Below are 12,499 nucleotides of genomic sequence, written 5' to 3'. Positions count from 1 at the left end.
CGCAAAAGACCTTTGTGATTATTGAAAATATCCGCGTGTGGACATGGCCTCCGCCGTTCAGGGGACCAACACGACAACGCCCGCACTCCACTGAAGGAGCACGGGCGTTGTCGTGTCGAGAGGCTGCTGGCTCAGTCGTCCGTCGGCCAGACCTTGTAGATATGGTAGGGCGGCTGACCCTCGTCCTCTCCGCCTGCGAAGGGCGGCGTGCTGTCCAGCTGATTAACGGTGACATACAGCCAGCCGTCAGCGGCCATGCGCACGCCATCCGGCCAGTCGAGGCGCTCGTCGCGGACCAGTGGCGTCAGTTTGCCGTCGGCCCCCAGCACATCCAGCCCATGCTGATTGAGGTTGGTGAAGTAGTGGATGCCCCCGGCGGTATCCGCACCGTCCGAGATGGGCTTGTCGCCGACGCGCGTGATGGCGGCGGCAATGGTGTCGTGATTGGCACCTTCACGCAGCAGTCTGGCCGGGACGCTGTACCAGCTGTGGCCGGTCATGGCACCGAAGAAGACCGTCTCGCCGTCATCGGACAGGGTGATCGGGTCAACGCCCACCTTGGCGGGCTTGCCATTGAACGGGATGTCACGGCCATCGATCTTCAGGGTGGCGTCTGGCTCGGCTTGCAGTGCGGCGTGTTGGCTGAATCGGGACGCCTCGCCGGAGGCCAGATCGACGGTGATCAGGCCCGGGTTGGCGATATCGGCCAGATACGCCACGCCGCGACTGCGATCCACTGCCAGGTCCTGCACGAAGCTGCCTTCGGGGGCGATATCAGTGGGCAGGGTCAGCTTGGTGATCAGCTTGCCCGAGGCAATGTCGAAGCCCCACAGGCGGGTCTTGCCCAGATGCAGGCCCATGTCGGTGATCCAAAGGCCTCCCTGGCCGTCCTGATAGATGCCCAGCGGGGAGTCGATGGTGGCGTCGCTGTAGCGGCCGGCGTGGGTTTGGAAGGCGGGTGAGGGCCAGGCACGATAGCTGTTCTGTCCGGTGATCTCGACCAGCTGCACGTCGTGATCCCCATCCATCGGGTGGATGGTCGCGAAGACTCGTCCGGCGGGTGTCACGGCGACGTTGCCGGGACGTATCTGCATCACGGCCACCGAGCGCATCTCACCGTAGGCCGGGCCGGGTTTGAGTGATGAGGTGGTGGCGGGCAGGGTGGAATGGCCGGTGGCGCAGCCCGTCAGCAGGCCTGAGAGCAGGGCGAACACGCCCAGATATCGGGTCGAACGGACGGCGTTGTGCATCAATGCTTCCTTGTCTGGTGAGGCGGTTGCGACGGTCGTCTTCAGCGTCTCGTTTCGGGAGACGGCATGTTTCATCGCCTACAATTATCAATTAAATCAAACAGGTAGGGGAACTCAAGTCACAGTGCTGTCCAAAAAAAACGCCCTGCGAGAGGGCGTTTTCGAGGCCGGGAAGACCCGGCGCTGATGTGGTCAGGCGTGACGCGCGATCATGGCATCGAAGTTTTCCTTCGGCTGCACGCCGGTCAGGGCTTCGATCTTCTCGCCGGACTTGAACAGGGCGATGGTCGGCAGACCGCGGACGCCGTTCTGCGCAGCGAGATCCGGTGCATCGTCGACATTGATGGCAACGACCTTGAGGGCGTCACCCTGTTCTTCGGCGATGGATTCGACGATCGGGTCGAGCATCTTGCACGGGCCGCACCACGGCGCCCAGAACTTCACCAGCACCGGCTGCTCGCTCTCGATGACTTCCTGGGTGTAGTTGCTGTCTACCACTTGCGCAAAATCAGCCATTTGACTCTCCTGTGCACCCCTGAGGATGCGTGATTCAGATTGGCACCGCACGTGCCGGATGGGCACACACTAACGCCCCGGGACTTTCGTTCGCAAGCGCATTCTCTCATGTCAGCAGAAACATATGCGTGCCGATCAAGCAACAGTGAGGGCTTGCGGCGACCGCTGGCGAGGAGGATTTTGCGCCTGTCTTCTCTTCTCTTCTCTTCTGTTCTGTTCTGATACCGAACGAGCCAAGCGAGTGACGCCAGCGAGTGACGTCAGCGTGTGACATCAGTGAGACATGCACGCCGTCACGCGGCTGACATGACAGTGTCACTTGATATATGGAAAATCGTATATATGATTTTCCATATATCGAGTCGTCACCGATCTCGCATCTCTCGCACTCTGCCCAAGGAAGCTGTCATGAAGTCGTCAAGTCACGATGCGGCGCTGGAAGATGGCGTTGCCGCTTCCCTGACCCCGTTGGGGATATTCAAATGTCTGGCCGAAGATACCCGCTTGACCATCATGCAATTGCTGAGCGAGACGGGAGAATTGTGTGTCTGCGAGCTGATCTGGCTGCTGGAGCGGCGTGAGCAGGACATGCCGGCACGCGAGACGCCCCACGCAGGTGGAGAGCGCCCTGGCATCTCGCAGCCCAAGGTCTCCCGCCATCTCGCACAGCTGCGCGACTGCGGACTCCTGAGCAGCGAGCGACGCGGCCAGTGGGTGTATTACCGGCTGAGCCCCGCCATGCAGGGCTGGCGGCACGCGATCCTGATGGCGGCCTGCGAGGCACAGCAGGAGGAGGTGGCGCGCTGGCGTCAATGGCTGGTGGCCATGCCCAATCGTCCCGAGCGCTGCGCCGAATGACGCGCCTGCCCCTATCCATCGCAGGCAGGGAGGCGTCTGCCCAGCCCCCCGCCTGAAACACGTCACACCCCTGATCCCACATTGACCCTCACGAGGAAATTACGATGCCTGCTCATGATGCTCCGTCCTACAGCGCTTCACTGACGCTGCCCGCTGGTCTGCCACCTCTGCGTATCGGCATCAATGGCTTCGGCCGTATCGGCCGGCTTGCGCTGCGCGCGCTGTGGAAGCTGCGCGAGGATGTCGCGCTGGACGTGGTGCGCATCAATGACCCGGGTGGCGATGCCGCGACCTTCGCCCATCTGCTGGAATTCGATTCCGTACATGGCCAGTGGTCGCCGGGCGCGGGAATCACCAGTGACGATGAGAGCATCATCATCGATGGTCAGCGCACGACGTTCTCCAGCCAGCGTGAGATCAGTGATACCGACTGGTCGGGCTGCGATGTGGTGATCGAGGCCTCCGGCAAGAAGAAGAGCACCGAGGTGCTCAATGCCTATCTCGAGCAGGGCGTGGCGCGTGTCGTGGTCTCCGCACCGGTCAAGGAAGCGGGCGTACTCAATATCGTCATGGGCGTGAACGATCATCTCTATGATGCCCAGACGCATCGCATCGTGACGGCGGCCAGCTGTACCACCAACTGCCTGGCGCCGGTGATCAAGGTGATCCAGTCGCAGTTCGGCATTCGCCATGGCTCCATGACCACCGTGCACGACATCACCAATACCCAGACGATTCTGGATGCGCCGCACAAGGATCTGCGCCGTGCGCGGGCCTGCGGCATGAGCCTGATTCCGACGACCACCGGCTCCGCCAAGGCGATCAGCGCCATCTTCCCGGAGCTGGAAGGCCGCCTGAACGGCCACGCCATTCGCGTGCCGCTGGCCAATGCCTCTCTCACCGACATGGTGTTCGAGCTCGATCGCGAAGTGACGGTGGAGGAGGTCAATCAGGCGCTGCAAACTGCGGCAAAAGGCGAGCTTTCCGGGGTGCTGGGGTATGAGACACGCCCGCTGGTGTCGATCGATTTCCGTACCGATTCCCGCTCCAGCATCATCGATGCGCTCTCGACCATGGTGGTCGCGGGGACCCAGCTCAAGCTGTACGCCTGGTACGACAACGAATGGGGCTACGCCAATCGCACCGCGGAACTGGCACTGAAAGTCGGCCTGGGTGATCTGGCCGACCCCAGCACACAGGAGCGCTGACATGCTTGCCCGCCTGCGAGAGCTGCCCCATGAGGTGCGCCAGTACCTGCTGGTGACCGGCAACTATTGGGCCTTCACGCTGACTGATGGCGCGCTGCGCATGCTGGTGGTGCTGCACTTCCACTCGCTGGGCTATTCGGCGCTGGACGTGGCGATGCTGTTCCTGTTCTACGAGGCCTTCGGTGTCGTCACCAATCTGGTCGGCGGCTGGCTCGGGGCACGGCTCGGCCTCAATCGCACCATGAATGCGGGGCTTGCGATGCAGCTGGTGGCGCTCGGCATGCTGCTGGTGCCGGAACCCATGCTGACGGTCATCTGGGTGATGATCGCCCAGGCGTTGTCGGGCATCGCCAAGGACCTCAACAAGATGAGCGCCAAGAGCGCCATCAAGGTGCTGGTGCCCAAGGGGCAGCCGGTAGAGGAATCGCAGAGCGCGCTGTATCGCTGGGTCGCGTTGCTCACCGGCTCCAAGAATGCACTCAAGGGACTGGGCTTCTTCCTGGGCGGGGCGGCGCTCAGTCTCATCGGCTTCCAGGGCACCGTCATGGCCATGTGGCTGATGCTGGCAGGCGTGCTGGTGCTGTCACTGCGCAAGCTGTCGGCATCACTGGGGCAGAGCAAGGCCAGTCGCAAGCCGGCATTCCGTGAGATGTTCTCGACCTCGCGGGCGGTCAATGTACTCTCGGCGGCTCGACTGTGCCTGTTCTCGGCACGTGACGTCTGGTTCGTGGTGGCCTTGCCGGTCTATCTGGCCGAGGTGCATGGCTGGCATTTCTGGACGGTCGGTGTGCTCATGGCCGCCTGGGTGATCGGCTATGGCGGTGTCCAGACCCAAGCGCCACGCATCACCGGTCCGTTCTCACGCCGCTTGAACGGCGCCACCGGCGTCCGCTGGATCACGGTGTCGCTGGCGGCCGGCCTGGCACTGCTGCCGGCGCTGATGGCCAGCCTGCCGCTGGATGCGCCTCAGGCGGCCGATATCAGTGGTGCCATCCTGTTGGGGTTGGCGCCACTGGAATGGTTGATCATCGGCCTGTTGGTGTTCGGGGCTGTCTTTGCGGTCAATTCCAGCTGGCACAGCTATCTGATCGTGCGCTTCGCGCGCAGTGAAGGCGTGTCGATGGACGTCGGTTTCTATTACATGGCCAATGCCATGGGGCGTCTGCTGGGCACCTTGCTGTCCGGTTGGCTCTATCAGGCCTATGGGCTGGAAGCCTGCCTGTGGTGGTCGGCCGGATTGGTGGCGGCGAGTGCCGTGATGGCCTTTGCCTTGCCGCAGGAGTCACACGCAAGATCCGATTCGCCTGCCGGTAGTACCTGAGTACCTTGCAAGGTGTCGCCGGAGGGATCACTTCCTGATCCCCCGACGCCTGTCCATGCACCCAGCGCCACCTTCTACAGAGACGCCACATGTCATTCAGTCACGATCGTGTTTCAACCAGGCAGGCGCCGCACGAGGCCGACGGTGTGACCGCCGTATCCTCTCGCGAGCGATATCGGGACGTGCTGCTCACGTTCCTCACGCTGGGGCTGACCAGCTTCGGCGGGCCGATCGCGCACCTGGGCTACTTCCACGCGGAGCTGGTCCGCCGGCGCGGCTGGCTGAGTGATACAGCCTACGCCGAGCTGGTCGCGCTGTGCCAGTTCCTGCCGGGGCCGGCCAGCAGTCAGGTCGGCTTTGCACTGGGCATGGTGCGTGGTGGCGGGGTGATGGGTGGGGTGCTTGCCTGGGTCGGCTTCACCTTGCCGTCTGCGCTGGCACTGCTGGCATTGGCGCTGGTGGCGGCCAGCCTCGAAGGGCCGCTGGCTTCCGGGGTGATCCACGCCTTGAAGCTGGTGGCGGTGGCGGTCGTTGCCCAGGCGATCTGGGGCATGGCGCGCACGCTGTGCCCGGACCGACGGCGCGCCGGGCTGGCGCTGTTGGCCATGCTGGGCCTGGCGTTGGCGCAGGTCGCCTGGACGCAGGTCGGAGTGATCGCGATGGGTGCAGTGCTCGGCAGCCTGCTGTGTCGTGATGACAGTGCGGCCCTTGTTCGCCAGCAGGCGGGAGCAGCGGGGCTGTCGCTGCCGGTCTCGACGCGCCTGGCTCGCGCCTGTCTGATCGCCTTCTTCGCGCTGTTGATCGCGCTGCCGCTGCTGGCCTCCGGCAGTCTGGTCGAGATCTTCTACCGTGCCGGGGCGCTGGTATTCGGGGGCGGGCATGTGGTGCTGCCGCTGCTGGAGGCCTCCACCGTCGAGACGGGGCGTATCGCGGCCGATACCTTTCTCACCGGCTATGGGGCCGCGCAGGCGGTGCCCGGGCCACTGTTCACCTTCGCCGCCTGGCTGGGAGCTGGCATGGCCCAGGTGGGCGGGGATTCGTCAGTGCTCGGTGCCATCATTGCGCTGTTGAGTCTCTTCCTGCCGGGGATTCTGCTGTTGATCGGCGTGGCACCCCTGTGGGGGCGCCTGCGTGCACGGCCCGCAGCACGCGCTGCGCTCGCGGGCGCCAATGCGGCGGTCGTCGGCGTGCTGGGCATGGCGCTGTATGACCCCTTGTGGACTACCAGTGTGCTGAGCCGTCTGGACGTCGTCATCGCGCTGGCGGCCTTCATCGCGCTGACCCGCTTCGCGCTGGCTCCTTGGAAGCTGGTGCTGGCGATGGTGATTCTCGGGGCGGTACGTGGGGTGATGTAAGCCTGGCCTCTCGTTCAGAGCACAGCCTAGAAAACGAACGCCCCCGTCTGCAAGCTGGCAGGCGGGGGCGTTCTGTTCATACGAGGCGGTCGTCACACCAGTGACAGCAGGGCGGTGACCAGCAGTTCGTTGTCGTAGTAGGGCGCGCTCTGCTCGCTGATCAGGCGAGTGTCGATCACGGTCAGTCCCATGCGCTCCAGCGCGGGGACAGAGACGCCGCCGGGGTAGTCGCCACGCTGACTGTCCAGCAGCACGATGTTGAGCAGATGCTCGTTGGGACAGTCGTTGCGCGAGACATCCAGGTCCGCACACAGGGTGTCGATCAGGGTCGCGACCAGTTGCTCGAGTGTCTTGCCGGTCTGCTCCGGGTCCGGACTGCAGTTGGGGATGTAGACCTTGGGACAGGGGTTGGCCAGTATCGCGCGTCCCACCCCGCTGGGCAGCAGGTTGGCGATGACGCTGGAGTAGAAACTGCCCGGCGGAAAGCAGATCAGTTCCGCGGAATCGATCAGCTGGCGGTTGTTGAGGTGCAGCGCAGGCCGCACGGGCACGATGGCACCGCCGTCATTGTGCGTGTCTCGCTCTGTGGTGCTGTCCGTCGTATTGTCCTTCGCACTGGCCTTCGCGCTGGCCTCGACCAGCTGAATGCGCGCGATCGGGCTCTCCAGTGGCGCGACTTCCTTGCCGGTGATCTGGTGCTGGCCGATGATTCTGCGCCCATCTTCCAGGGTGACGGCCAGATGGCAGTCGGCATTGATGATGGCGCGCACCGTCCCGCGTACATGCACCAGCTTGGAGAACAGGAAGATGATCTGGTCGAGCTGCTCATGATGGTTCAGGTAGCCGCCGGCGATGATCAGATTGCCGATGCTGGCGCCGCGCAGATCGAAGCCTGCCGGCATGGCCTCGATCAGAAAGCCCAGCTGATGACAGATGAGCGTGCGCATGGGCTCCGCCACGGCCATGCTGAGCGGATGACGGCCCGCCGCCAGTTCCCGCAGAGTGGCCTGCAGCATCTCCGGGCGTGCTTCGGCAGGCAGACGGTGCGTGAACAACCGGTAGATCTCCGGGTGCCCTAGCACGCTGTCATCGGCCAGCGCCATCAGGCGTGAGCGAAGGTCGCCGATGGCCGGCATCGAGAAGGCGTCACGCAGCTTGGCGGAGCTGCCACCGGAATCGAAGGGCGTCACCAGATGGATGCTGTGATGGGTATAGCGCGTCAGGGTGCGCGAGATGCCCGTCAGCGCCGTGCCGCCGCTGAAGAACAGCACACGGGGGCCGACCTCCGGTGCCTTGTGATAACGCCTGACGCGTAATGGATCCGGGACCCTTGCGGTCCGACTGACCCTGACCTCTGCCATGTTGCGGCTTCCTTTGCCTTTCGTCTTGGGCATAGAGTGCCTTTTTTTGCGTCAGTCGTCGCCTGTTTCGGGAGTGAAAGCGCTCAGTCCCTCAGTCGTAACCTTGCCAACGCAGGCGCGGCCAGTGGCGCTGCGTGGCGATGGCTTCCAGGGTCGGGTCGGCACAGACGGCATGCGGGTGATCGACGAACTCCAGCAACGCCAGATCATTGCGTGAATCTGAATAGCCCCAGGTGGGGAGGCTGTGCCCATCGGGGCCGAGATGCTCTGCCAGCCAGTGCGTCAAGGCCGTAAGCTTGCCATCGCGGAAGGTACGGATGCCCTGGGCGCGTCCCGTGTAGCAGCCATCCTTGACCTCCAGGCGAGTCGCCAGCGCGGCATCCAATGCCAGTCGCTCTGCCAGCGGTGCCACCAGCTGGGCTGTCGAGGCTGAGATGATCACGACCTGATGGCCCTGATCACGATGCCAGGCGATGCGCTCGCGACCCTCACGGTAGAGGCGCGGCAGCAGTTCGGTATCGAGGAAGGTGCCCACCTCGGCCTCGACTTCACTGACGGTGCGACCGGCCAGCGGGGAGAGCAGATGGCTCAGGTGCGCTTCCATGTCGAGTCGGCCCGCGGCGTAGTCTGCCATCTGTTGCGTCCAGATGGCGCGGTATCGCTCGGGGTCCGTGATCCAGCCCAGCTGGATCAGCCACTCGGTCCACAGCCCCGTGGCGTCGCCATCCAGCAGGGTGTCATCGAGATCGAAGATGGCCAGCCCGCGCACTTCCCCCCCCAGGCACTTCACTCATGTGCATTTCACCCATTTGCCACCCGTGACCTGTCGCCAGTGTCGTGCGTGCCCAGCGCCTGGATTTCGTCGAGATCGGCATGCACCTGCACGCGCAGATGGTCGGGCAGCAGCTGGCGGGCACTGCGGTTGAGCACATCGACGTTGAGACGCAGTCCCTGACAATCCACCTCGTAGCGCACGATGTTGCCCAGCAATTGATGGCGCAGGATGACGCCGGGCAGCGCTGGCCCCACATTGGCCGGCAATGGCTGGAGCGGGAAGTCGAGACCAGCCTCCAGGTGCCCGGGGAGGAGGGGGCGTGTCATCTCATCCGGCTGCAGATAGAGCGCCTCCGGCCGCAATGCGACCTGCGGGCTATCGCACAGGTAGCCGAGCAGGGGGCGGGCAAGCTCGCTGCCGATCAGATTGTAATGGCCCATGAAGCCTGCGGCCGTGGCGTCTACCGGTCGGGTGTAGAGCGATGCTGCGTTGCCCTGCTGGAGAATGCTGCCCTGATGCATCAGGAAGATGCGATCCGAGAGCAGCAAGGCCTCTTCCTGATCGTGGGTGACGAACAGGGTGGTGAGGCCGAGACTCTTCTGGATGTCGCGAATCTGATCGCGCAGATGACGGCGGATGCGCGCATCCAGCGCCGAGAGCGGCTCATCGAGCAGCAGGATCTGGGGCTCGACCACCAGCGCGCGCGCCAGTGCCACGCGTTGTCGCTGGCCACCGGACAGCTGATGTGGATAGCGCTGTGCCTGGTCGGTCAGCTCCACCAGTCGCAGCACTTCCGTGACGCGGCGCTCGCGCTCCTCGGGGCGCACCTTCTTCATGCGCAGGCCGAAGGCGACGTTGTCCGCCACGCGCATGTTGGGGAACAGCGCATAGTGCTGGAAGACCATGCCGATGCCGCGCCGCTGGGGCGGCAGACGGGTGATGTCGTGACCATCGACGATGATCTCGCCGCTGTCCACGTCGTTGAGCCCGGCAATGGCGCGCAGCAGGGTGGATTTTCCGCAGCCAGAGGGCCCGAGCAGGGTGATGAACTCGCCACGGGCGATCTCGGCATCGATGTCGGAGAACACGCGCGTCTTGCCGAAACGCTTGGCCAGGCCCTTGAGCGTCAGGTACTGCTGGTCGGCGGCCTGTTCACGCAACGCGCTGGTCAGCAGGCCATCGCTGTCGTGGCGAGAGTGGGTCTGCGGGATATCGGTGGCAAGCATCAGCGGTGCCCTCGTGAATCGGTACGGGAATGGGGGGCGGCAGGGCCAGCTTTCGCGGGCGTGGCGGGGAGACCTTCCGTCATGGCGGTGGCCAGCGCCTCCTCGGGGTCATCTTCCGGCATCGCCTGTTCGGCGGGCTGGCGGTTGCCCAGCCAGGTGAGAATCAGGGTGAACACGAACAGCGTGATGACCAGCGCACTGGTGAAGTGGCCGCTGGCCCCGCGAATGTTGTTCAGGTAGACCTGCAGCGTCTCGAAACGGGTGCCGACCAGCATGTTGGCGAACACGAATTCACCGGCCAGAAACGAGAAGGCCAGGAAGACGGCGATCTGGATGCCGACCCGGATATTGGGCAGGACCACCTGGAAGAAGGCCTGCAGCGGGCTGGCGCCCAGCAACTGGGCGGCTTCCATCAGCGATGCCACATCCAGCGCTCGCAGGCTGTTGGCCAGCGCTCGGTACATGAAGGGCAGCACGATGGTGAAATAGGTGGGAATCAGGATCCAGGGCGTGCCGATGATCGGCAGTGGGCCGCCGGCATACAGCTGCAGCAGACCGACCGAGGACACGATGGGTGGCACGGCGAAGGGCAGCAGGATCAGGCCATTCATCCAGCCATCCAGGCGCGGATAGCGGGTATGGGCCAGGAAGACCACCGGCACGATCAACAGCAGTGACAGGATCAGGGCGCCGACGGCGACCAGCAGGGAGCGCCCGAATGCGGCTAGAAAGCGGGGGGTGGTCCACAGCTCCAGAAACCACTTCACCGTCAGGCCATCGGGCGTGAGGCTGGCGCCCCACCGGGTGGCAAGGGCGTAGAACAGCGTGGCCACCAGCGGCAGTGCCAGCAGCGTGAAGACGCTGCCCACCACCACGCTGTAGGGATTGAGCCCGCGCAGACGCGCCATCAGGCTGGGCAGCAGCGGCTTGCCATGGCGATACGGCAGTTCAGCGGGAAGTGACATGGTAGCTCCTGCGCATGAGCCACTGCTGGATCAGCGTGACGATGACGAGAATGACCACCAGTACCATCGCCAGTGCGCTGGCCAGTTCCGGCTGCAGGAAGAGGTCGCCGGAGACCAGATTGGCGATGCGGATGGTCATCAGGTTGTAGCTGGTGTTCACCAGCGCATAGACGGTGGCATAGGCGCCCATGGCATTGGCGAACAGTACGGTGAGCGTGCCAGCCAGCGACGGCCAGAGCACGGGCAGGCCGATGTGATGCCAGTAGGCCAGACGGTTGGCGCCGAGCAGGCTGGCGGCTTCGCGCCACTCGCCCTTGAGCGTGCTGAAGGCCGGGTAGAGCAGCAGGATGCCCAGCGGGATCTGGAACCAGGTGTAGATGACGATCAGGCCGGTGCGTGAATAGAGATTGAAGTCATCGATGATGCCCAGGCGCTCCAGCATCAAGGTCAGCATGCCGTTGGCCCCCATCAGGATGATGAAGGCGAAGGCCAGCGGCACGCCGGCGAAGTTGCTGGTCATGTTGGTGAAGGCGATCATCGCGCGCGTCAGGCCCGGCCCGCAGCGGTGCATGCTGTGACAGGTCACGGCGGCGATCGCCAGTCCCAGCACGCTGGACATCAGCGAGATCTCGAGACTGCGGCCGATGGCCTGGCGGAAGAAGGGGGAGGTGGCGATTTCCTGAAAATTGGCCAGCCCCCAGCCTGCGGGGGTCTTGAAGGCGCTGATCATCACCCAGATCAGCGGGGCGATCTGGAAGGCGAAGAAGAGGATGGCGAAGGGCAGCAGCCACATCGCGGGGCTGGTCAGCACTCGCCTGAGGAATGTCGGCATCATGCGTCCCCTCCAGGGCCTGCCAGCAGGGATGTGTTGCTGGCCTTGTCGTGCTCCAGTCCCAGCACGCTAGCCAGAGTGCCGCAGAGCTCGCGCTGGCGAAGGTTGCGGGCGGGGCTGCGGGCGAAGGCGCTGCCGAAGGTCCAGAGCGGTACACGGCGCTCTTCTTCGAGAAGCCCGGAATGTGAGCGGTCGGCGTTCATGCCGTGATCGGCGGTGACCATCACCTGATAGCCAGCCTCCAGCCAGCAGGGCAGGTAGTCGGCCAAGGCGACATCGGCATGACGCGCCGCATTGCGATATTGCGCGGACTCACCGCCGTGGCGGTGGCCGGCGTCATCGATGTTCATGCTGTGCACCAGCAGGAAGTCCGGGTCGTGACGCAGTCTCAGCATCTCGGCATCGCTGAAGACGTGGTCGTCCGGGTAGTGATCCTGCCAGTAGAAGATGCCCGCCTGGATGGCGGATTCGGGATTGTCTAGCAGCCGGTGTCTGGCCGGCACGAAGGGGGCGGCGACGTAGAGTTCGCTGACCCAGTGATAGGCGGCTGCCGCGGTGCGTCGCCCCTGCTGACTGGCGAGGTCGAACAGGCTCACGCCACGCGAGCGTCGCACGATGCCATTGTTGACGATGCCGGAGTCGACGGGCAGATCACCGGTCAACAGGCACTCATAGAGCGGTCGCGACATCGCTGGCAGTTCGCACTCCAGCGACTGGTACTGCCCGCGACCGGTCTCGACCAAGGCGCTCAGATAGCCCATGGCATGCCGACCCACGGCATGGTTGAGGCCATCGAGTACGACAAGAATGACACGCTGGGACATGAAGACTC

12 protein-coding genes are annotated in these 12,499 nt (G+C 64.2%); 4 read left to right on the top strand and 8 right to left on the bottom strand.

What is annotated here, in order from left to right; all coding sequences use genetic code 11:
• Window positions 1–131: 131 nt before the first annotated feature.
• Both AC26AR_RS08875 and trxA read right to left on the bottom strand, forming a co-directional pair.
• Window positions 132–1,250 carry an L-dopachrome tautomerase-related protein gene (locus tag AC26AR_RS08875; RefSeq protein ID WP_488106768.1) on the bottom strand — a complete coding sequence of 373 codons (1,119 nt, stop codon included), beginning with the start codon at window positions 1,248–1,250 and terminating at the stop codon, window positions 132–134.
• 192 nt (window positions 1,251–1,442) lie between these two features.
• Window positions 1,443–1,766 carry a thioredoxin gene (gene trxA, locus AC26AR_RS08870; RefSeq protein ID WP_077375765.1) on the bottom strand — a complete coding sequence of 108 codons (324 nt, stop codon included), beginning with the start codon at window positions 1,764–1,766 and terminating at the stop codon, window positions 1,443–1,445.
• A 408-nt stretch (window positions 1,767–2,174) separates the two neighbouring features.
• Here trxA and AC26AR_RS08865 point away from each other — a divergent pair, with 408 nt between their 5' ends.
• The 4 genes from AC26AR_RS08865 (at window position 2,175) to chrA (ending at window position 6,508) form a co-directional block, all read left to right on the top strand.
• On the top strand, window positions 2,175–2,624 hold the full coding sequence (locus tag AC26AR_RS08865) for an ArsR family transcriptional regulator (protein WP_488106767.1): 450 nt from the start codon (window positions 2,175–2,177) through the stop codon (window positions 2,622–2,624).
• Between the two features lie 104 nt (window positions 2,625–2,728).
• The gene (locus tag AC26AR_RS08860; protein WP_488106766.1) at window positions 2,729–3,832 is read left to right on the top strand and encodes an ArsJ-associated glyceraldehyde-3-phosphate dehydrogenase; all 1,104 of its coding nucleotides are present in this window, start codon (window positions 2,729–2,731) and stop codon (window positions 3,830–3,832) included.
• Between the two features lies 1 nt (window position 3,833).
• A complete protein-coding gene (gene arsJ / locus AC26AR_RS08855) occupies window positions 3,834–5,153 on the top strand; it encodes an organoarsenical effux MFS transporter ArsJ (RefSeq protein WP_488106765.1) in 1,320 nt (439 codons plus the stop codon).
• A 146-nt stretch (window positions 5,154–5,299) separates the two neighbouring features.
• Entirely contained in the window at window positions 5,300–6,508 is a 1,209-nt protein-coding gene (chrA, locus tag AC26AR_RS08850) for a chromate efflux transporter (protein WP_488106764.1), read from the top strand.
• Window positions 6,509–6,600: 92 nt separating this feature from the next.
• On the opposite strand, the gene AC26AR_RS08845 is transcribed toward chrA, so the two are convergent.
• The 6 genes from AC26AR_RS08845 to AC26AR_RS08820 form a co-directional block, all read right to left on the bottom strand.
• The gene (locus AC26AR_RS08845; protein WP_488106763.1) at window positions 6,601–7,869 is read right to left on the bottom strand and encodes a GAK system CofD-like protein; all 1,269 of its coding nucleotides are present in this window, start codon (window positions 7,867–7,869) and stop codon (window positions 6,601–6,603) included.
• 91 nt (window positions 7,870–7,960) lie between these two features.
• Window positions 7,961–8,659: an HAD family hydrolase gene (locus AC26AR_RS08840; protein ID WP_488106762.1), complete on the bottom strand. Its 699-nt coding sequence runs from the start codon at window positions 8,657–8,659 to the stop codon at window positions 7,961–7,963.
• 11 nt (window positions 8,660–8,670) lie between these two features.
• A complete protein-coding gene (locus tag AC26AR_RS08835) occupies window positions 8,671–9,870 on the bottom strand; it encodes an ABC transporter ATP-binding protein (protein ID WP_488106761.1) in 1,200 nt (399 codons plus the stop codon).
• Window positions 9,870–10,835 (bottom strand): ABC transporter permease, encoded by a 966-nt coding sequence (locus tag AC26AR_RS08830; RefSeq protein ID WP_218015083.1) that lies wholly within the window; start codon window positions 10,833–10,835, stop codon window positions 9,870–9,872. The genes AC26AR_RS08835 and AC26AR_RS08830 overlap by 1 nt, the downstream gene beginning before the upstream one ends.
• Window positions 10,819–11,670: an ABC transporter permease gene (locus tag AC26AR_RS08825; protein WP_488106760.1), complete on the bottom strand. Its 852-nt coding sequence runs from the start codon at window positions 11,668–11,670 to the stop codon at window positions 10,819–10,821. The genes AC26AR_RS08830 and AC26AR_RS08825 overlap by 17 nt, the downstream gene beginning before the upstream one ends.
• On the bottom strand, window positions 11,667–12,491 hold the full coding sequence (locus AC26AR_RS08820; protein WP_488106759.1) for an alkaline phosphatase family protein: 825 nt from the start codon (window positions 12,489–12,491) through the stop codon (window positions 11,667–11,669). The genes AC26AR_RS08825 and AC26AR_RS08820 overlap by 4 nt, the downstream gene beginning before the upstream one ends.
• Between the last annotated feature and the right edge of the window lie 8 nt (window positions 12,492–12,499).

Source organism: Cobetia sp. PS-4MA (genome assembly GCF_057670765.1).
Note: the sequence above shows the minus strand (reverse complement) of the source record. Positions and strands in the feature narration are given on the sequence as shown.